At 41.4% G+C, this 21,472-nt stretch carries 16 protein-coding genes; 12 read left to right on the top strand and 4 right to left on the bottom strand.

The window, feature by feature from the left end:
• Positions 1-286: 286 nt before the first annotated feature.
• The 7 genes from frc (FVA69_RS21245) (at position 287) to FVA69_RS21215 (ending at position 9,161) form a co-directional block, all read left to right on the top strand.
• Positions 287-1,537 carry a formyl-CoA transferase gene (gene frc / locus FVA69_RS21245; protein ID WP_004906829.1) on the top strand — a complete coding sequence of 417 codons (1,251 nt, stop codon included), beginning with the start codon at positions 287-289 and terminating at the stop codon, positions 1,535-1,537.
• A gap of 65 nt (positions 1,538-1,602) precedes the next feature.
• A complete protein-coding gene (gene oxc / locus FVA69_RS21240; protein WP_004906831.1) occupies positions 1,603-3,306 on the top strand; it encodes an oxalyl-CoA decarboxylase in 1,704 nt (567 codons plus the stop codon).
• Positions 3,307-3,408: 102 nt separating this feature from the next.
• Positions 3,409-4,353: a transporter YfdV gene (yfdV, locus tag FVA69_RS21235; protein WP_004906833.1), complete on the top strand. Its 945-nt coding sequence runs from the start codon at positions 3,409-3,411 to the stop codon at positions 4,351-4,353.
• Positions 4,354-4,428: 75 nt separating this feature from the next.
• Positions 4,429-5,685 (top strand): formyl-CoA transferase, encoded by a 1,257-nt coding sequence (gene frc, locus FVA69_RS21230; RefSeq protein ID WP_164529307.1) that lies wholly within the window; start codon positions 4,429-4,431, stop codon positions 5,683-5,685.
• 224 nt (positions 5,686-5,909) lie between these two features.
• Positions 5,910-7,643: a nitrilase-related carbon-nitrogen hydrolase gene (locus FVA69_RS21225; protein ID WP_164529306.1), complete on the top strand. Its 1,734-nt coding sequence runs from the start codon at positions 5,910-5,912 to the stop codon at positions 7,641-7,643.
• A 94-nt stretch (positions 7,644-7,737) separates the two neighbouring features.
• Complete coding sequence (locus FVA69_RS21220) at positions 7,738-8,451, top strand: potassium channel family protein (RefSeq protein ID WP_196718927.1); 714 nt, start codon at positions 7,738-7,740, stop codon at positions 8,449-8,451.
• The gene (locus tag FVA69_RS21215; RefSeq protein ID WP_004906840.1) at positions 8,448-9,161 is read left to right on the top strand and encodes a YoaK family protein; all 714 of its coding nucleotides are present in this window, start codon (positions 8,448-8,450) and stop codon (positions 9,159-9,161) included. Before FVA69_RS21220 ends, FVA69_RS21215 begins: the two co-directional genes overlap by 4 nt.
• Before the next feature lie 44 nt (positions 9,162-9,205).
• Here the strand turns inward: FVA69_RS21215 and FVA69_RS21210 are convergent, their stop codons facing one another.
• The 4 genes from FVA69_RS21210 to manD form a co-directional block, all read right to left on the bottom strand.
• Positions 9,206-10,693 (bottom strand): mannitol dehydrogenase family protein, encoded by a 1,488-nt coding sequence (locus FVA69_RS21210; protein ID WP_115168225.1) that lies wholly within the window; start codon positions 10,691-10,693, stop codon positions 9,206-9,208.
• Entirely contained in the window at positions 10,674-12,083 is a 1,410-nt protein-coding gene (locus FVA69_RS21205; protein ID WP_004906844.1) for an MFS transporter, read from the bottom strand. The genes FVA69_RS21210 and FVA69_RS21205 overlap by 20 nt, the downstream gene beginning before the upstream one ends.
• 61 nt (positions 12,084-12,144) lie before the next feature.
• The gene (locus FVA69_RS21200; protein ID WP_109912536.1) at positions 12,145-13,167 is read right to left on the bottom strand and encodes a Zn-dependent oxidoreductase; all 1,023 of its coding nucleotides are present in this window, start codon (positions 13,165-13,167) and stop codon (positions 12,145-12,147) included.
• A gap of 24 nt (positions 13,168-13,191) precedes the next feature.
• The gene (manD, locus tag FVA69_RS21195; RefSeq protein ID WP_004906847.1) at positions 13,192-14,406 is read right to left on the bottom strand and encodes a D-mannonate dehydratase ManD; all 1,215 of its coding nucleotides are present in this window, start codon (positions 14,404-14,406) and stop codon (positions 13,192-13,194) included.
• A 282-nt stretch (positions 14,407-14,688) separates the two neighbouring features.
• Here manD and FVA69_RS21190 point away from each other — a divergent pair, with 282 nt between their 5' ends.
• The 5 genes from FVA69_RS21190 to selB all read left to right on the top strand — a co-directional run bounded on the left by FVA69_RS21190 (position 14,689) and on the right by selB (position 21,464).
• Positions 14,689-15,435, top strand: a complete 747-nt coding sequence (locus FVA69_RS21190) for an FCD domain-containing protein (protein WP_042851476.1) — start codon at positions 14,689-14,691, stop codon at positions 15,433-15,435.
• Between the two features lie 17 nt (positions 15,436-15,452).
• Positions 15,453-16,646 carry a mannonate dehydratase gene (gene uxuA / locus FVA69_RS21185; RefSeq protein ID WP_109912535.1) on the top strand — a complete coding sequence of 398 codons (1,194 nt, stop codon included), beginning with the start codon at positions 15,453-15,455 and terminating at the stop codon, positions 16,644-16,646.
• 603 nt (positions 16,647-17,249) lie between these two features.
• On the top strand, positions 17,250-18,185 hold the full coding sequence (gene fdhE, locus FVA69_RS21180) for a formate dehydrogenase accessory protein FdhE (RefSeq protein WP_004906186.1): 936 nt from the start codon (positions 17,250-17,252) through the stop codon (positions 18,183-18,185).
• Positions 18,186-18,207: 22 nt separating this feature from the next.
• On the top strand, positions 18,208-19,599 hold the full coding sequence (selA, locus tag FVA69_RS21175; protein WP_164529305.1) for an L-seryl-tRNA(Sec) selenium transferase: 1,392 nt from the start codon (positions 18,208-18,210) through the stop codon (positions 19,597-19,599).
• Entirely contained in the window at positions 19,596-21,464 is a 1,869-nt protein-coding gene (gene selB, locus FVA69_RS21170) for a selenocysteine-specific translation elongation factor (protein ID WP_164529304.1), read from the top strand. Before selA ends, selB begins: the two co-directional genes overlap by 4 nt.
• Positions 21,465-21,472 lie beyond the last annotated feature (8 nt).

Genomic DNA, 21,472 nt, shown 5'->3' with positions numbered 1-21,472 from the left:
ATAAATAGCTATCTTAAATGAACGTTGTTGATTAATTCGATATTTTGTTTCTAATTGCAAGTTTAAGTTGAATTAATATGCTGGCGTTGGAGTATTTTAAGAATGATATGGTTTACATATATTAATAGAATTAATTACTGGACATTGGTGATATTATTTAATAAAAATAGTCATGTAGTTAGTAATAAATATAAAAACCATCATATATATAAATATCTTTTTAACGCAGCTAAATAATTGAACCGTCATACATTCCTTTTACGACAGCTAAATAAAGAGGTAACACATGGATCTTCCTTTACAAGGTATTAAAGTACTGGATTTCACCGGTGTACAATCAGGGCCATCTTGTACTCAAATGTTAGCGTGGTTCGGCGCGGATGTTATTAAGATTGAACGTCCGGGAGTTGGAGATGTCACGCGCAATCAATTAAGGGATATCCCTGATGTGGATGCGCTGTATTTCACAATGCTTAATAGTAATAAGCGCTCAGTAGAATTAAATACCAAAACACCAGAAGGTAAAGAGGTGATGGAGCGGCTGATTAAGCAAGCCGACGTCCTCGTTGAGAACTTCCATCCAGGTGCAATTGACCATATGGGTTTCACTTGGGAACACATTCAAGAATTAAATCCTCGTTTGATTTTCGGTTCCATCAAAGGTTTTGATGAAGACTCTCCTTATGCAAATGTTAAAGCCTACGAGAACGTTGCCCAAGCTGCTGGTGGAGCTGCCTCCACGACAGGTTTTTGGGATGGCCCACCATTAGTGAGTGCCGCAGCATTAGGTGATAGCAATACGGGTATGCACTTGCTCATAGGCTTACTTGCAGCGCTATTACACCGCGAGAAAACAGGCAAAGGTCAGCGAGTGACTATGTCGATGCAAGACGCTGTACTCAACTTGTGCCGAGTCAAACTTCGTGACCAGCAACGATTAGAGAAAATTGGCTACCTTGAAGAATACCCGCAATATCCAAATGGTACGTTTGGTGATGCTGTTCCTCGTGGTGGTAATGCTGGCGGCGGCGGCCAGCCAGGTTGGATTTTAAAATGTAAAGGCTGGGAAACTGACCCAAATGCTTATATTTATTTTACTATCCAAGAACAGGACTGGGAGCAAACCTGTGTCGCTATTGGTAAGCCTGAATGGGCAACTGACCCTGCTTACAATACACCAAAGGCTCGTCAACCTCATATCTTTGATATTTTTGCTGAAATTGAAAAATTCTTAGCAGATAAAGATAAACATGAAGCGGTCGAATATTTGAGTAAATACGGTGTACCTTGCGCCCCTGTACTCAGTATGCGTGAAATTGCACGAGACCAATCGCTGCGTAAGAGTGGAAGTATTGTTGAAGTTGAACAACCAAAACGCGGGACTTACTTGACGGTGGGTTGCCCGATGAAATTCTCCTCATTTACACCTGATATCAAAAGCGCGCCATTGTTGGGTGAGCACACAGATCAAGTCCTAACTGAATTAGGCTATAGCGCAGATGAAATTGCAGCTATGCGCGCGAACAAAGCGATCTAATTTTAAAAATTGGGAGTGGCTTATCACTCCCTTTAATCTTTTAATCAGTTAATTATGAGGTAGACATGTCTGCTGATCAAACCCAAAACCTGACTGATGGTATGCATATTATTGTCGATGCGCTTAAAAAAAATGGCATTGATACAATCTACGGTGTTGTTGGAATTCCAGTGACTGACATGGCAAGGCATGCACAAGCTGAAGGTATTCGCTATATTGGATTTCGCCATGAACAATCCGCGGGTAATGCGGCTGCAATTAGTGGTTTTATCACCCAAAAACCGGGTATCTGCTTAACGGTTTCGGCGCCAGGTTTTTTAAATGGCATGGTGGCGCTGGCTAATGCAACCACCAACGGTTTTCCAATGATTCAAATCAGTGGTTCGAGCGACAGAGCAATAATTGATTTGCAGCAGGGTGATTACGAAGAATTAGACCAAATGAACACGGCAAAACCCTTTGTAAAAGCGTCTTATCGTGTGAATAAACCCGAAGACCTTGGTATCGCACTCGCGCGAGCAATCCGCGCTTCGGTATCAGGCCGTCCAGGTGGAGTTTATCTTGATTTAACAACGGAAGTGTTGTCTGCCGTGATGGATAAAGACGCGGCGGATAAAACCATTTTTACAGTCGAAGACCCTGCGCCAAGACAAATTCCATCACCCGATTCAGTGAATAAAGCCCTTAAGCTGCTCGCCTCAGCTAAGCGGCCATTAATTATTTTGGGTAAAGGCGCCGCTTATGCTCAAGCAGATGACAATATTCGTCAATTTATTGAAACGACGGGTATCCCTTATTTACCGATGTCAATGGCAAAAGGGCTGTTACCAGATACGCATCCTCAGTCAGCGGCATCTGCTCGTTCATATGCCTTATCCAGTGCGGATGTTGTGGTGTTAATGGGAGCTCGCCTTAATTGGTTACTTGATCATGGTAAAGGTAAGCACTGGTCACCAGAAACTCAATTCATTCAGTTAGATATTGAACCTTCTGAAATTGATAGTAACCGCCCAATAACCGCACCTGTTGTTGGTGATATTTACTCAAGTATCGAGTCTTTATTGGCAGGGCTTAAATCAATCCCTGTTAAATCTCCAACGGAATGGCTTGCTAGTATTGATGAGCACAAGAAAATTAATGTCGAGAAAATGGCAGTTAAGTTAAACACTGACACTTCTCCTATGAATTACTTTAACGCCTTACGTGCAATCCGTGATGTGCTGGTCGATCACCAAGATGTTTATGTCGTCAATGAAGGTGCTAACACGCTTGATAACGGACGAAATATTATTGATATGTACCAACCACGTAAACGCTTAGATTGTGGAACCTGGGGCGTGATGGGCGTTGGAATGGGCTATGCAGTTGGTGCTGCTGTAACCAGTGGTAAGCCTGTTGTAGCGATTGAAGGCGATAGTGCATTCGGCTTTAGTGGTATGGAAATTGAAACGATTTGTCGTTACAAATTGCCGGTCACCATTTTGATTTTCAATAATGGTGGGATTTACCGTGGTGATGGCGTAAATCTCCATGGTGACCAAGACCCTTCCCCTACAGTTTTAATGGGTGGAGCGCGTTATGACAAAATGATCGAGGCTTTTGGTGGCATTGGTTATCAAGCAACAACGCCAGCAGAGATACAGGAAGCCTTGAAGGCAGGTTTAACATCGGGTCATCCAACCTTGATAAATGTCGTTATTGACCCTGCTGTTGGAACGGAAAGTGGCCATATTGGTAATTTAAATCCGAAGTCTGTAGTGAAGAATTAACGCAGCATCACGTTAACTAACAAAGATTACCTTACGCGGCTCATATTGATGAGCTGCGTACGGGGTCTTATTGCCAAATAGGTGGGTCTTATGGCTGATTTTATGTATAAGATTTTTATGAGCGACCTATTACCTATCATTATTATTATGGTACTAGGTTATGTGAGTGGTAAACGAAATGTGTTTACCAGTGACCAAGCGAAAGCATTTAATAAGTTGGTATTAAATTACGCATTACCTGCTGCATTATTTGTGTCTATCGCGCGTGCTAATCGAGAAATGATATTTGCAGACGCTAAATTGACTATTATTTCATTTGTGGTCTTGCTCGTTTGTTTCTTTTTCTCTTTCTTTAGCTGTAAATATATTTTTAAACATAGTCGTGGCGAAGCTGCGGTATGTGCATTAATTGCAGGTTCTCCGACAATTGGTTTCTTAGGGTTTGCGGTTCTAGACCCTATTTATGGTGAAACCGTTTCAACGGGGTTAGTTGTTGCCATTATATCCATCATCGTTAATGCCATTACAATCCCTATCGGCTTGTTCTTGCTGAACCCATCTGATGCAGAAGGGAAAAAAGGCGGTGGCGGTATGGATGCATTAATCTCAGCCTTTAAAGAACCTGTCGTATGGGCTCCGGTACTCGCGACTGCTTTGGTACTGGTTGGTGTGAAAATTCCAACGGTTTGGGACCCGACATTTGATTTAATTGCGAAAGCAAACTCCGGTGTTGCGGTATTTGCTGCGGGCCTGACATTAGCCGCGAATAAGTTCGAGTTCGATGGTGAGATTGTCTATAACACGTTATTAAAGCTAGTGTTAATGCCAGGGTTAATGTTACTGGCAGGTATGATGTTTAATATGGGGACAGAGCAACTGCAAATGATGGTATTAGCCGGGGCGTTGCCACCTGCTTTCTCTGGAATAATTATTGCGAGTCGCTTTAATCTGTATACCCGGACAGGAACAGCATCGCTGGCGGTGAGTGTGCTTGGTTTTATCATCGCAGCTCCAGCGTGGATCTATATCTCTCGACTTGTTTCATAGAAAGAATAAATAGGTCAAAATGAGTTGCCATGGCGTGAGAAATGACGCCATGGCAGTTTTGTAAAAAGGTGAATTATGACTTCTTCAAAACCGCTTGATGGGATACGTGTTCTTGATTTTACAGGAGTCCAGTCAGGCCCATCTTGTACACAAATGCTTGCTTGGTTCGGTGCTGATGTAATCAAAATTGAACGTCCAGGGGTTGGGGATGTAACTCGTAATCAATTACGAGATATCCCTGATGTCGATGCGTTATATTTTACGATGTTAAATAGTAATAAACGCTCTTTAGAGCTTAATACCAAAACCCCAGAGGGAAAAGCCGTGATGGAGAAATTAATACGTCAGTCTGATGTATTAGTTGAAAATTTTCATCCGGGGGCTATCGACCATATGGGGTTTACGTGGGAGTACATCCAAGAACTTAATCCTCGGTTAATTTTTGGCTCGATTAAAGGGTTTAATGAAAATTCGCCCTATGCGAATGTTAAAGCCTATGAAAATGTTGCTCAATCTGCAGGAGGTTCCGCATCAACGACAGGTTTTCCTGATGGCCCTCCGACGGTAAGCGCTGCGGCATTGGGGGACAGTAACACGGGGATGCATTTATTGATAGGCATACTGACGGCATTATTACACCGAGAAAAAACAGGTAAAGGGCAACGTGTTACGATGTCGATGCAAGATGCGGTGCTTAATTTATGTCGTGTGAAATTACGTGATCAACAACGTTTAGAAAAACTCGGTTTCTTAGAGGAGTATCCTCAATATTCCAATGGAACATTTGGTGATGCAGTTCCCCGTGGGGGAAATGCGAGTGGGGGTGGCCAGCCGGGGACGATGCTCAAATGTAAAGGCAGTGATGTTGATCCAAATGCCTATATTTATTTTATTAATCAAGATCATAATTGGGAAAATACCTGTGATGCAATTGGGCGCCCAGAATGGAAGACTGACCCTGCTTTTGCTACTACACAGGCACGTGCAAGCCATATCCAAGATGTATGGGATGCAATCGAAGAAATCGCCAAAGACAAAGATAAACATGCACTAACCGATTATTTTGATCAGTTTGATGTGCCATGTTCTGCAGTATTAAGTATGAAAGAAATTATGGAAGACCCTTCTTTGCGTCGTAGTGGCTCAATTGTCGAGGTTCAACAACCAAAACGAGGCTCATATTTAACGGTGGGTTGCCCAATGAAGTTTTCAGCGTTTATTCCTGAAATTAAAAGTGCTCCATTGTTAGGGGAACATAATAACGAAGTGTTAAAAGAGCTTGGTTATAGTGATGAACAAATTATGGAAATGAAAAAAAATAATGTTATTTAATTAATAACATTAAATTCGCTCTTAATATGACTCTCTAAAAAAGAAAATTAATATTAGCGGCTATATTTAGATACTCGATGTATTCAAATATAGCCGCTACACTCAAGCTATTATTACCTAAATTATTTGGAATTATAGAAATGTTCTTCCTATTTAATATTTATTTTTATTAATAGCAAAAAATTATTTATTTACTAATAAATTCTTTGAATAAGGATTATTGTATGAGTATTGCTGAAATAAAAAAAAGTAGTAAGGTGGCAGCCGTTGATTTTATTCCTGCATGGGGAGATTTAAATGGAAATATTCAACGTTTAGTTGAAGCGGCAGAAAAAGTGGCCGCTCAAGGGATAAATTATGCCGTATTTCCAGAAACGGCTGTGAGTGGTTATTTATTTTCGGACTCTACAGAATTAGCACCTTATTTAGATACTATTCCTGGCAAAACGACCGCTGCAATACTGCCTGTATTGGCTCGAACAGGAATGTATATGAGTGTGGGTATTGCGGAGCGGGATAGCGAAACTGGACTGGCTTATAATTCAGCTGTTTTGATGGGGCCGGAAGGCATTATTGGTAAATATCGTAAAATAGGCCTAAATTCTCAAGATCAAAAAGTATTTGCTCCAGGTAATACTGGCGTCAAAACCTTTGAAACACCAATTGGCCGTATTGCATTACTGATTTGTTATGATGATACCTACTGGCAATATGTACGTTTAGCCGCATTAGAAGGGGCACAAATCATTGGTTGGCATTCAGTATCCGACCGTATGATGCCTAACGCGAGTCCTGCTGAAATGCTTGGGGATCACTCAACCGTTGCGCATGTACAGCATATGAGTGCTTTCAATGGTGTTTGGGTAATTTGTGCAACACGCAGTGGAATTGAAACTAACCCAATTACCAAAGGGCAGCTCTATTATAATGGTGGTTCGAGCGTATGGGCGCCATCAGGACATAAAGTGGCTCAATCTCCAGTGCTTAGCCCATTAGAGTTAGAACCGGGGTTAAATGGCATATACAGTGCGATGATTGACTTAGATGAAGCGGATAAACAGCGCGATGCATTACTGGCGAAGCGACGGCCTGAATTATATTTCCCAATGCTTGCTTTTCATCGTAGCCCGACAGATATCAATGCCACATCAACAATAACGCAAACAACGCTGATTGCGGCGCAGTGGGAAAAATCAGTTTCTAAGCTAGACTCAATCCAAGTGGGAGAAAATGAGCTGCTGGTTCTTCCTGAGCTTTCTGCGCTACCTTATACCAACGATCCCAACATTATTTTGTCTTATGCCGAACAAAAAGGGGGCACTTTTGAGCAAACATTGAGTAAGGCGGCTCAAAAGGGGAAAGGGTATATTGTTGGAAGCTACCCTGAAATTGAAACGGATAGATTGTTCCATACGGTGGTGCTTGCAGGGCCATTAGGGGAAATATTAGCGCGCTATCGCGTTACACATCTTAATGAGCGAGATAGTGGCTGGGCAACAGCGGGTAGTTCTGTGAGTGTGACAGCAACGCCAATTGGGCGTATTGCACTGGCGGCTGCACATGAATTAGATGTTCCTGAATTAGGGGGGTTATACAGTACGTTACGCGCTGATATCCTTGCTGCGCCAGCCGGTATCCCGAGTGATTTAAAAGTAGAAATTGATAGCCATCTTTTTTCGGTTGAAGAGCCGCCGACAGGACGTGCCGATTTTATCCCTTATGCCATCGCGACATTAAACCAATTATGGGTGGTTTGTGGAGGACGAAACGAACGTGATTCTACGTCAGCGGCTATTTATGGGCCAGAGCCTGTCGTGCTTACTCCAACCTTAACAGCACAACGAGGGGCTGAAGATGTGCGTTTGCAAGCTCAGGTACCTGCTCCTTTTACGTGGATTAACCAAGAACGGTTGGTGAGTGGTCAGCAAGCTATTTGGTTTCCCCCGTTAACACAGTAATGTTTATATTTTCCCGTTGTTGTTAGAGAAATAGCAACGGGATCTTATCATGAATAAAAGCCCTATTAATGGCTTCAATAATTAGATTATTAATATGCTGACTTTTCGACAGTTTGGTAGTCAAGAAACGTGGATTAAAACACTTCATTTTTTAGGGATTGTGGCCTCGTTGGTTTTAATAGCGAGTATTTCTATTGAAACCTTTAATCATGACCCCTTTCTTAAGCGGTCAATTTACTTTGATATTCAATTTTGGATCTGTATTTATTTTACATGTGATTTTTTTATTTTTTTATTTATTTCAAAAAATAAAAAAAAGTTTGTCAAAAAATACGCGATTATCGTTTTGTTATCTGTTCCGTATTTAACCATATTGGATTACACATCGATAAAATTTACTGAGGAGCAAATTTATCTTATTCGGTTTATCCCCTTATTTCGTGGTGGTGCAGCGTTTGTCATGCTTATGATGATGGTTGTAAAACGAAATACGACAGCATTATTTTTATCTTATATGATTTTGTTATTTTCAACGGTTTATTTTATTAGCTTAATTTTTTACATTTTCGAAAGGGGTCTTAATGTTGATGTTAAAACGTATGGGGATGCCATTTGGTGGGCGGCAATGACTGTCACCACATTGGGTTCAAATATTATCCCTGTGACGAGTGCTGGCAAAGTCATTACCACTATTCTAGCGGCTACCGGTATGACGGTTTTTCCTATTTTTACGGTATACATCACCTCGATTATTAGTCGACTAAGTCAGTCAGAAAAAGAATCATCAAGACAGGTAAGTAAACTATGATTTCCTCTCCAAAAGTTCCTTTTATGCAGCTACCCACTATCGCATTTTTATTAGCTATTGCGTCAGGAATGCTCGATGGATATGCCTTTTTTACGACTAAATCATTCGCTACTTTTCAGTCAGGCAATATTATTATGTTAGGCTATGAGTTTGCTAAGCACGGCCTAACCGCAGTGATGCCTTATATTATTTCTATTATTTCCTTTGGTGCGGGAGCAATGCTGTTGGCATGGATCCGTTATCGCTATAATACTGATGAAAAAACTTGGACATTTACGTTATTGTCACTGGAAATTGTCCTTTTATTATTACTTATTATTTATATTTTTTTATTTAACGTACAGTCAAATGGGTTTCATGCTGTTTGGGCTCTTTCTTTTATTGCGGGAATGCAAGGTAATGCGTTTCATAAGATTAATGGCATGCTATATGGCAATATTGCGGTTACTTTGAATGTGCAACTTGGCTTTAGTTCATTGGCAGAATCTATTGCATTTAAAGGCCAAGAAAGAAAAAGTGCATTATATAAAAGTTATTGTTATTTTCTGACGCTATTGGGTTTTGCTGGCGGGGCTTTCATGATGGTGTTATTAGCTGATTTTGCAAAGGAATACGCTTTATTTGCTACATTAATCCCATTGTGTTTGATATTTTTCTTTGGACATCAGTTTTCGAAAGAAAATAAAGGAATGCCAATAGATTCAAACTAGTTTGAGTGAAAGAGGCGGGGGAAGCCCCGCCTACTAAGATGTTGTTACAAGGCGTGCTGGTGGTTAAGCGCTTCAACCGTTTTTTGGGCACCGTTATCACGTAGTGAAAGGTAGAATGCAGTCACCTTTTCAGTAAACAACGAATTATTAACGAGTTCTTTGGTAAACAAACTGTTGAGAGAAAGCAGTGCATGAACACGACTTTCATCATCAGTGCTGTTTGCAACTAGTTCAGCCAATTTTACAGCCTGTGGGTCGCTGACTTGAATTTCTGCACCATGATCATCTTTTCCGCTGACATAACGCATCCATCCTGCAACCGCTAAGGCTAAATAATCAAATGATCGGCCGTTTTTAAGATGAATTTGGATAGAGTCGAGTAAACGTTGAGATAATTTCAACGTTCCATCCATCGCGATTTGCCAAGTACGATGTTTCAACCCCGTATTTTTGAAACGCTCAATCAGGGCATTAGCATAGGCGGGTAAATCCACATTTTTGATGGATAACGTTGGCGCTTGCTCATTGACCATCAAGTGATAAGCCGCTTTTTCATAAGCGCTATCCTGCATGCACTCATTAATGTATTGATAACCAGCCAAATAACCTAAATATGCAAGGAAAGAGTGGCTACCATTTAACATGCGCAGTTTCATTTCTTCAAATGGAATGACATCTGTCACTAATTGAGCGCCCGCTTTTTCCCACTCAGGACGACCCGCGACAAAATTATCTTCAATCACCCACTGGCGAAATGGCTCACAGGCAATGGCGACGTTATCGACGATAGGGCCCAGTTGAGATTGAATTTTCTCCGCAGTGTCTGGTGTCATGGCAGGTACAATTCTATCCACCATGGTAGATGGAAAAGTGACGTTGGCTTCAATCCAATTGGCCAGTGCGATATCCTGTTTTGCGGCCATCGCTAAAATGACATTTTTCGTGATATGGCCATTTTCAGGCATATTATCACAGGACATGACTGTAAATGGTGCAATACCCAGTGCTTTACGGCGTTTTAACGCTTCAACAATCAGGCCCGGCAATGATTTTGGAGCATTTGGTGAGGCTAAATCATGTGCGATAGCGGGGTTAGCAAAATCAATCGAGCCTGTCGCGGGTACATAGCAATAACCTTTTTCAGTAACAGTCATGGAAACGATGGCAATGTTAGGGTCTAACATGCGATTGATAACAGCATCAATTCCGTGAATGGTTGGGTGTAATGCTTCTTTTACCACCCCCACCGTACGGGTTTGCCAATTATCGCCTTGCATTTCAACTACGTTATAAAGGCAATCTTGAGCGAGTAAATCTTCAATTTGTTGCTCGCCACCGACTAAATTGACTTCGCAAAAACCCCAATTACTCTGCTGTTCTGTAGCTAAAATATCCGCAAAGATGGCTTGGTGGGCGCGATGGAACGCGCCGAAACCTAAGTGAAGCATTTTTACCTTTATCTGCTCCCTATCATAGCTTGGTACTTTGATATTCGCAGGTAATTGGTTTAGGTTATTGGTTGACAGTTGCATATTTCACTTTACCTTTTTGTTGTTCAGCCTCTTCAACAGCATCCAACGTACTGGTTAAATCACGATCTTTCACTTCAGGCATGATGATGGCGCTGATTAATGAAATGGCAGAGTAAATGATGATCATGATGGCAATTGGCCACCAGCTTCCGGTGACACTACAGAAAATACCTGCTAGAACTGGGCCTAAGCCAGAGGCAATTAAGCCACCAATTTCTTTGGCCACAGCCATACCGGTGAAGCGATTACGTGAGTTGAACATTTCAGCCATCGTAATATTTTCTAAGGCAAATAATCCGAGTACTGAACAGTTATGAACGATAATAATACAGATGGTAATTAAGCTAACACTGTTCGCACCATCGACGATGACAGATAACATCGGATAGGCGAGCAACATAGCAGATAAGCTAAGAATAATATAAGGAATACGACGACCAAATTTATCGGATATCAGACCAATCACAGGAATAGTTAGGAAACCGACAACGGAGCTGATCATGATCGCATCAGTTGGAATACTCTTATCAAACAACAGGCTTTGAACCAAATATCCTGCTAAGAAAGTTTGAATTAACCCAGAGTTACCTGCTTGACCGAAACGAATGCCAGTCGCTAACCAAAATGCTTTAGATTTAAACATGGCAAAGAAACTTTCTTTCGGTGGTGTTTGTACTGCAACTTTGGCTTCTTGTTCTTCCGTATTTTGCACTTTCTCAAATACAGGGCTTTCTTTCAGATTCAGTCGTAACCATACTGCAAACAGCATTACCACGAAGCTTGCCAAGAAAGGTACACGCCAGCCCCAAGCCAATAAGTCTGACTTATCTAACCAGAAGAACATGACAGCCCAAATTGCAGTTGCGCTTAATGTGCCACAGTTTGTTCCCAGACCCACTAATGAGGCCACAATACCACGACGGCCTTTTGGTGCATATTCTGCTAGCATGGTACCTGCACCCGAAATTTCAGCGCCTGCCCCTAAGCCTTGAATAATTCGCAAGAGAACTAATAACAGCGGTGCGAGGATACCTACCTGTGCGTAGGTTGGTAATACCCCGATTAATGTAGTACACACCCCCATCATGGTGATGGTGATAAAGAGTACTTTTTTACGGCCGATTCGGTCGCCCATTTGACCAAAGAAAATCGCACCAACAATACGTGCGACATATCCGGCACCGTAAGTTCCCATCGCAAGAATTAATGCCATTGAAGCGGATTGTTCAGGGAAAAATATTTCATGGAAAACAAGTGCTGCACCTAACGAGTAAAGCTGGAAATCCATAAACTCTAGAGCGGTTCCTAGCCAGCCAGAAACTGCAGCTTTGGTTAGATCGCCAGAACTGCGTTCCACTTTCCCTGATGGGTCAATTGACTGAGTATTCATATTATTATCCTATTAATCACGTAGGGTAGTATCCAAATCGGATTTAGTTTTTTTAATTAAATTAAAAGGTTAAAAGAATTTTACAGCAGGTTTTCTGGTCTTTTTCAAAGGTTAAGATTGCCTCTTGCGCTTCAGTGAATGGGAACTGATGCGTCAAGATTTTCGTTGGGTCAATTTTTTTAGATTCTATCCAGCTAATCACCTCAGGGAATTTTTTGGCATTCAAACGTGAAGAAAACAATGAAATCTCTTTGCTGGTGATACTTTGCTGTGTAACGGCACTTGCTTCACTTGAAAAGCCCATAATAGAAACTCTTGCTGCGGGAGAAGCAATCAAGACGGCTTCTTGTAAGATAGCGGGATGGCAAGCTGCATCAAGTACTAACGTTGGGCGAAGACCCAGTGTTTTGAGTTGATCTGGTAGTGGGGTTTGTGAGTTATCAATGACAATATCAGCACCACAATCTTTTGCTCTAGCTAAACGCTCAGCCACGCGGTCAACCATGATCAAGGTTTTGACTTGATAAACCCCTTTGAGAACCTGTGCGCAGGTTAACCCAATCGTACCCGCACCATAGACTAATGCGATGTCATCTTGAGTTGGATGAACATGCGAAGTCACGTTGGCGGCAATAGAGTATGGCTCAACGGTAACGGCACACTCATCGCTGATTGAATCAGGAATAGTATAAGCATTAGCCGCAGGGACATTGACATATTCAGTGAACCCGCCATCAGTATGAACACCCAATACTTCTAGTGTTTCACACACATTTGGTTTACCAATTGAGCATGGATAACAATGACCACAGCTAAGGACAGGGTCGATAGAGACTCGTTCACCAATGCGTTTGCTATCTATGCCTGAACCCACTTTTTCAATGACACCGAAAAATTCATGGCCAATCACACGTGGATATTTTGCAAATGGGTTATGGCCACGGTAGATATGGCTGTCAGAACCACAAATACCAGCTAAGCGAACTTTTATTTGTACTTGGTTTTCAGCCGGTTCAGGAACTGAACGTTCTTCAATCAATAATGTATTGGGTTCTTTGATTACTACCGATTTTACAGCTTTCATATTTGACTCCGAATAAAATAAAAATTACCAGTTCCACAACGTGCCGTCTTCGAGACGAGCGACTGGAAGATAAGCTGGGTTGTACGGGTATTTCGCTGCCAGTTTTTCATCAAAATCGATACCTAAACCGGGCTTATCACTTGGGTGCATATAACCATCGTTGAACGTCCAGTTAGTCGTAAATACGGACAACATTTCTTCTGAATAGCCCATAAACTCTTGAACGCCGAAATTGGGTACCCAAAGGTCAAAGTGTAAGGCGGCAGCATGGCAAATTGGGGATAGGTCAGATGGACCATGAGAACCGGTTCTGACTTGGTAAAGCGATGCAAAGTCCGCAATTCGGCGCATGCCTGTAATACCTCCGGCATGGGTAATTGTGGTGCGGATATAATCGATGAGTTGCTCTTCAATCAGTTGTTTACAATCCCAAATGCTATTAAAAACTTCACCTACGGCGATTGGGGTGACGGTATGTTGACGAATTAATCTAAAACAAGCTTGGTTTTCTGCTGGTGTTGGATCTTCCATCCAAAATAATCGATAATCTTCAATACTTTTACCGAAGCGAGCCGCTTCAATAGGGGTCAAGCGATGGTGCATATCGTGTAGAAGGTGTTCATTAAATCCGTATTTGTCCCGAACGGCTTCAAACAGTTTGGGCATAAAATCCAGATATTTTTCGGTTGACCAAAGTTGTTCTTCAGGGTGATGGCCTTTTGTGGCAGGTTCATAAGCAAGGTTTTTTCCTTTACTCTGTCCATAGGTAGTTGCCATTCCTGGAATGCCACACTGCACACGGATCGCTTTAAAACCTTTTTCTTTATATTTTGCGTAGTTATCTAGTGTTTCAGCAATATCGGTACCCGTGGTGTGGCAATAAACCATCACTCCTTCACGAGAAGCGCCACCGAGTAACTGATAGACCGGAAGGTTGGCAATTTTGCCTTTAATATCCCACAGTGCCATATCAATCGCAGAAATGGCGGACATCGTAACTGGGCCTCTACGCCAGTAAGCTCCCTTATAGAAGAACTGATAAATATCTTCAATTTTATGTGGGTCACGGCCTATTAGCTGAGGACAGAGGTGATCTTGAAGATAGGATGCTACAGAGAGCTCCCTCCCGTTAAGGGTGGCATCACCTAATCCATATACGCCTTCATCGGTTGTAATTTTTAATGTGACAAAATTACGACCGGGGCTACATACAAAGACTTCTGCTTTTATAATTTTCATTTTGGCCCAAATCCCTATTACTTGTTAACCAACTGATCAACCAAATTACCATGAAATACTCAAAGTGGTTTATTTATTGGTTGACCAAATTCTCTTTTTTTCACTCTATCAATCGGTAAATTAAAAAACAATGACTAAAAAGACGACAATAAGTGAATCTGATCACAAATTGGTTAACTAATTTTGCGGAAATAGTGGATAAATTGGTTGACCATTGTAATGAGGGACGATAATCTACAATGGAAGAACTAAATTTAATTCGACAACGCGTTGTACATATATATGAAAACTCAATACCGCTCGTACCAATACCTAGGTCAGCAGTTAAAAGAGCTCATTGCATCTGGTGAATATCCGATAGGAAGTCGTTTAATGCCAGAGCGTGAGATCGCTAAAAAATATGATGTTAGTCGCTCATTGGTACGTGAAGCACTCATCATGTTGGAAATTGAAAAATTGGTTTCTATCAAGAAAGGTTCTGGGGTTTATGTCATTAATCATCCAGACCTATTGATTGATGAAATTAAAAGTTTAGATCATGGCCCTTTTGAAATACTGCAAGCTCGCCAAGTGATTGAAAGTGCAATAGCTGCATGCGCTGCTTTGTCAGCAACAAAAGCCGATATCCAAGAGATCCGCGCATTATTAGAAGATGAGCGAATCAAAGTCGCGAATAATGAAAGTGACGATGCTAATGATCATAAGTTCCATGTGTTAATTGCTCGCGCAAGCAAGAATGACATGATGGCGAAGATTATTGATGATATCTGGGCTGTGCGGTTACAAAGCCCTATGTGGGATAAGCTTCACGAACATATTGACAACACCACTTACCGAAAAAAGTGGTTGGTTGATCATGAAAATATTTTAAATGCACTACAAAAACGTGATCCGGAGTTGGCTAAAAAAGAGATGTGGCAGCATTTAGAGAATGTCAAAAATACGCTAATGCAGCTTTCTGATTTTGATGACCCCAATTTTGATGGTTACCTATTTGAAACAATTCCTTATCAGACTATTTTTGAATAATCGAAGGAGAAGTACTCATGGAGCATACGTGGCGTTGGTACGGTCCTAATGACCCTGTTTCTTTAAGTGATGCTAGGCAAGCAGAGGCGACAGGTATCGTCTCTGCGCTCCACCATATTCCTAACGGTGAAGTTTGGAGTGTCGAGGAGATTTTAAAGCGTAAGGCTATTATTGAAGATGCTGGGTTAGTTTGGTCTGTCGTGGAAAGTATTCCTGTTCACGAAGATATTAAAACTCAACAAGGTAATTTTGATCTCTATATTCAAAATTACCAACAGAGTATTCGTAATTTAGCATCCTGTGGTATTAAGACCATTTGCTATAATTTTATGCCAATTCTAGATTGGACGCGTACTGACCTTGCTTACACGCTACCGGATGGCTCCAAAGCGTTACGGTTTGATAATATTGCTTTTGCTGCGTTTGAAATTCATATTTTAAAGCGTGAAAATGCGGCAGAGAGTTATTCAGAACAAGAAGTTAAAGAAGCGGCTGAGTATTATGCCAATATGTCATCTGATGACATTGAAAACCTGATTAAAACCATCATCGCAGGGCTACCGGGTGCGGAAGAAGGTTATACATTAGACCAATTCCGTGAGCGCTTGGCGCTGTATAATAATATTGATGAAAATCAGTTACGTGAGAACTTACGTTATTTCTTGCAGAAAATCGTTCCTGTCTGTGAAGAAGAAAATGTGGTTTTAGCTATTCACCCTGATGACCCTCCACGCCCAATTTTAGGCCTGCCACGTATTGTTTCTACCATTGAAGATATGCGGTTTATTAAGCAAAGCTGCGATAGTATTCATAATGGGTTTACTATGTGCACAGGTTCTTATGGTGTACGAGCCGATAACGACCTAGTAAAAATGATTAATGAATTTGGTGATCGCATTCATTTCACGCACTTACGTTCAACGGTGAGAGAAAATAACCCGAATACCTTCCATGAAGGCAATCATATTGCAGGTGATGTTGATATGTTTGAAGTGGTCAAAGCCATTTTAGCGGTTGAACAAAAACGCTATGCTGCGGGACTTGCACCCATTCCAATGAGACCAGACCATGGCCACCAAATTTTAGATGATTTGAAAAAGGTGACCAATCCAGGATATTCCGCTATTGGGCGCTTAAAAGGTTTAGCAGAAGTTAGAGGTTTAGAGCTCGCAATTAAGCGTATGTATTACCCTGAATTACTGAAAATCTAAAACCTAATTCGTTGTTAACAATATTGGCTTTTTATTTGGTATTTTGATGATACCAAAGGGACTGTTATACCCCTAAAGAAGCAAAACTGTTATTTCATTGTTACGCGACCGAATAGTATTTGGTCGCGTATTCTATTGACCATAAATGCTTTTTATATTTATTTTTATCTAAAAGGTACAGTAGATATGATATTAATTATATTTATGTTTTTATTTATTTCTTATTGAAGAACGGCAATAAAAAACACCTGAGATAAGAGTGAAATACCTATTCCTGTTGCAAATAGAAGGCTGCTTGCAGCATAAGCTTGTAGTCATAACCACTTCAAACCATAACTTCAGAATTTTTATCCTAGTGATAACAATTTATTTATATCAAATAAAACAATCATCATCCTGATTTACATTTACCTTGATCTACTCCGGGTTAATGGAAGGGATAATTCAGGGGCTAGAGTAGCCTCAAGATGACTTTTGTTTTATCCTGAACATTAGAGAACCGCTTTCGCGGATATAAATATGATGAGCAAAAACGCTTTCGAGAAAATAAATAGCCTTTTCTCGGGAATTGTCGTTATAAAAAAATAGAAAAGAGAGAACGCAATGGGTATTCGTATCGTTCCTAAAGAAGAGTTAGGACAAGAAAGATTGAAAGAAAAAGGAATTGGTTTTATTCCACCAGTTCTGTTTCCTAACTTAAAAAGCTTATATCAGCGCCGTGCTGAGCGACTTAAAGAACTTGGTGCGGGAGAACATCCTTTTGCAGATTATCTGAATTTTGCCGCTGAAGTGGCAACCGCGCAACATAATGCACAGCATGATAATCCATTAGAAATGGATATGGCATCTATCCTTGAGCGTTCAACAAATACCAATAATTCGCCATTGGATGCAAAAACATTTCCACGCACAACACATTGGCACAAATTATTGACGGCAATTATTGCCGAATTAATGCCAGTCGTGCCTGAGTCTGTACGCCCTGCGTTAGAAAACCTGAATAAAGCGTCTGAAACAGAACTTGAAGCTATGGCAACTGCGCTGCTAAATGAAGAATTTGAAAAAGTTCCTGCGGATAAATCGATGTTTATTTGGGCTGCATTATCGGTGTATTGGGCACAAATGGCAGCAAATATCCCGGGTAAAGCGCGTGCAGAACATGGTGACCATCGTCATTTCTGCCCTGTATGTAATAGCATGCCAGTGTCGAGTATTGTGCAAATTGGTACATCACAAGGTTTACGTTATTTGCACTGTAATTTATGTGAAACTGAATGGCATATGGTGCGCGTTAAATGCAGTAACTGTGAGCAAACGGGTAAATTGAATTATTGGTCATTGGATGATGAAAATGCGGCTGTTAAAGCTGAAAGCTGTGGTGATTGTGGTAGCTATCTGAAAATCCTTTATCAAGAAAAAGAAGCTAAAGTTGAAGCTGTCGCTGATGATTTAGCGTCAATTATTTTAGATGCTCGCATGGAAGAAGAAGGTTTTGCACGTAGCAGTATTAATCCGTTCTTGTTCCCTGGTGAAAAATAAGCGGTAAAAGAGAATCGTGACTATGGCTGAATCAGACTTGGTTTTATATCGCCAACTTCCTGCGATTGATAAATTATTGCAACTCGATGAAGTGCAAATATTGATTGAACAATCAGGGGCTCACTGGGTCACTGCATGTTTACGTGAGATGCAAGAGCAAGCTCGAACCTGTATTGCACAGGCAGGGAAATTACCTGCCTGGCAGGAAGATTGGGTAAAAGAGTTAGCTCAACGCCATCAAGCTTTAGGGCAAAGTGCCCTAAAAAACGTGTTTAACTTGACCGGTACGGTGTTACATACCAATTTAGGTCGTGCGGTAATGTCGACCACAGCCGTGAATGCGGTTAGCCAAGTGATGAGTTCGCCTGTCACATTAGAATATTCTCTAGATGGCGCGATGCGTGGGCATCGTGACCGTGCGATTGCTGATTTACTGTGTGAGCTCACTGGCGCAGAAGATGCGTGTATTGTTAATAATAATGCTGCTGCAGTTTTATTATTGTTAGCAACGGTTGCGAATGGCCAGCAAGTTATTGTTTCTCGTGGTGAATTAGTTGAGATTGGCGGGGCTTTTCGAGTGCCTGATGTCATGGCTCAGGCTGGCTGCCAATTAGTTGAAGTGGGAACAACAAATCGGACCCACTTACGTGACTATGAGAATGCGATTAATGATCAAACTGCACTATTAATGAAAGTGCATACCAGCAATTACAGTATTGAAGGATTTACTGCTGAAGTTGAAGGTGAAGAGCTTGCAGAGCTAGGTAGAAAGTACCAATTACCAACGGCAATTGATTTAGGCAGTGGTTCGATGATTGACATGACGGCTTATGGGCTACCCGCAGAGCCCATGCCACAAAGTTACCTTTCTCAAGGTATTGATTTAGTTTCAATTTCTGGAGATAAACTTCTCGGTGGTCCACAAGCAGGGATTATTTTAGGGAAGAAGAAATGGATTGATGCAATTCAAAAACATCCATTAAAACGTGCTTTACGGGTTGATAAAATGGTTCTAGCTGCACTTGAAGCAACGCTAAAACTGTATTTAACGCCCGAAAAACTCACAACAGAATTACCCACATTACGTTGGCTAACACGAGATCCTGAAATTATTCGTGATAGCGCAGAAAGCATAGTTGTTGCTCTACAAGCCTTTTACGGGGATAAATTTATTGTTGAAGTTGAGCATTGCCTCTCACAAATAGGTAGCGGCTCACTTCCCATCGACCGTCTTCCAAGCTTTGCGGTAACCTTTACACCATTAAATGGAAAAGGTAGCACATTAGAGCAACTCGCTACGCAATGGCGTCAGTTACCTCAACCTGTGATTGGGCGTATGAAAGAAGGTAAATTGTGGCTTGACCTGCGCTGTCTTGATGATGAACATGCGTTATTACAGGCTTTACTTTCATGATTTTTGCGACAGCAGGCCATGTTGACCATGGCAAAACCTCATTAATTCAAGCTATTACTGGCGTAAATACCGCACACCTCCCCGAGGAAAAAAAGCGCGGAATGACCATTGACCTAGGGTATGCCTACTGGCCGCAGCCTGATGGTAGCTCGATTGGTTTTATCGACGTTCCAGGACACGAAAAGTTTTTAGCCAATATGTTGGCTGGGATTGGCGGTATAAATCATGCGCTTTTGGTTGTCGCTTGTGATGATGGTGTAATGGCGCAAACCCTAGAACACCTTTCTATTTTAAGACTAGCGGGCTGTGAAAATGTCAGTGTCATACTGACGAAGGCTGACAGAGTTGATCATTCGCGAATTGAACAGGTCACGGAGCAAGTTACCTCTGAGTTGGCTCAGCAAGGTTGGCCAGATGCAAAACTATTTATTACGTCTATTGAAGATGGGCGTGGCATTGATGCGCTACGGTTATATCTGCAACAGCTTCATCAGCAAAGTGGTTCACATCCCAATATCCAACGTCGTTTTCGTTTAGCCATTGACCGCGTTTTTTTGGTTAAAGGTGCAGGGATTGTGGTGACTGGTACCGCGTTAGCGGGAAAAATTCACGTTGGCGAGTCACTTTGGGTGACTGGGGCGGATAAGCAAGTTCGTGTCAGAGGTATTCACCGGCAAAACCAAATATCTGAATTCGCTGTCGCGGGGGACCGTGTGGCTTTAAATTTGACAGGTGATATTGATAAAGAAAATATCACTCGAGGTGATTGGTTACTTGCAGAGCAACCCGCATTTATTGCAACACGGGTTATTGTCGAACTGGAATGCGATACATTAATTAAGCACTGGCAGCCTGTGCATCTCTATCATGGTGCAAGCCATATCACTGGCCGAGTATCATTATTAGTGGAACAAGGAGAAACCCCTGTTCTCGCAGAATTAATTTTAGATACCCCATTATGGTTAGTAGAGAATGACCGGTTAATCATTCGTGATATTAGCGCTCGCCAAACGTTAGGTGGGGCTCGAGTGATACGTTTGGTTTCCCCACGCCGAGGTAAAAGACTCCCAGAGTTTTTGGATTGGTTATCTAGGCTTTGCCGAGAACAAGACGAACTGGCTCACTTTAAGTTACAACTTCCACAAGGTGAACTTAATTTACGGGATTACAGTTGGGCGCGGCAGCTCACCCATGAGGCGTTAGATAACTTATTAGCAAAAACGGATGTGGAACGGGTTGGCAATCACGTTTTATCCATATTTAAAACGCAAATAGCGAAAGAACATATCGTTCAAGCTCTTGAAAAATTTAATGAAATACACAGTGACCAAATTGGTGTTGGCAAAGCACGTTTAAAACGTATGGCTCTGCCTTCAATGAGTGAAGCATTAGCCTTTAAATTCATTGATGACCTAATTACTGACAATGTTATTAAGCAAACACGTGGCTGGTTGCATATGCCTCAACATGGGTTGGTTTTTGATGCGCAACAGCAGCTGATTTGGCAACAAATATACCCATTATTTTCACGTAATGAGGCGTGGTGGGTGCGTGATTTAGCATTAGAAAGTGGTTATGAAGAAGATACGATGCGTCGCGTGTTAAAAAAGGCGGCACAAATGGGGTTAATTACGGCAATAGTTCGTGACCGCTATTATAGTCATGAACAAATTAATTATTTTGCTTCACTTATTCATCGTTATTGCTTGGAAAATGAAGCTATTTTTGCGGCTGATTTTCGTAACGAATTAGGGATTGGTCGAAAACTCGCGATTCAAATTCTTGAGTTTTTTGATAAAAGCGGTTTTACTCGTCGTAAAGGCGATGGTCACCATTTACGAGATAAAGGCATTTTCGTTGAATAAATTGAGTG

It is taken from the genome of Providencia sp. PROV004, assembly GCF_011045615.1.
Taxonomy (GTDB): Bacteria; Pseudomonadota; Gammaproteobacteria; order Enterobacterales; family Enterobacteriaceae; genus Providencia; species Providencia rettgeri.
This window is presented reverse-complemented; position numbering and strand designations above follow the sequence as displayed.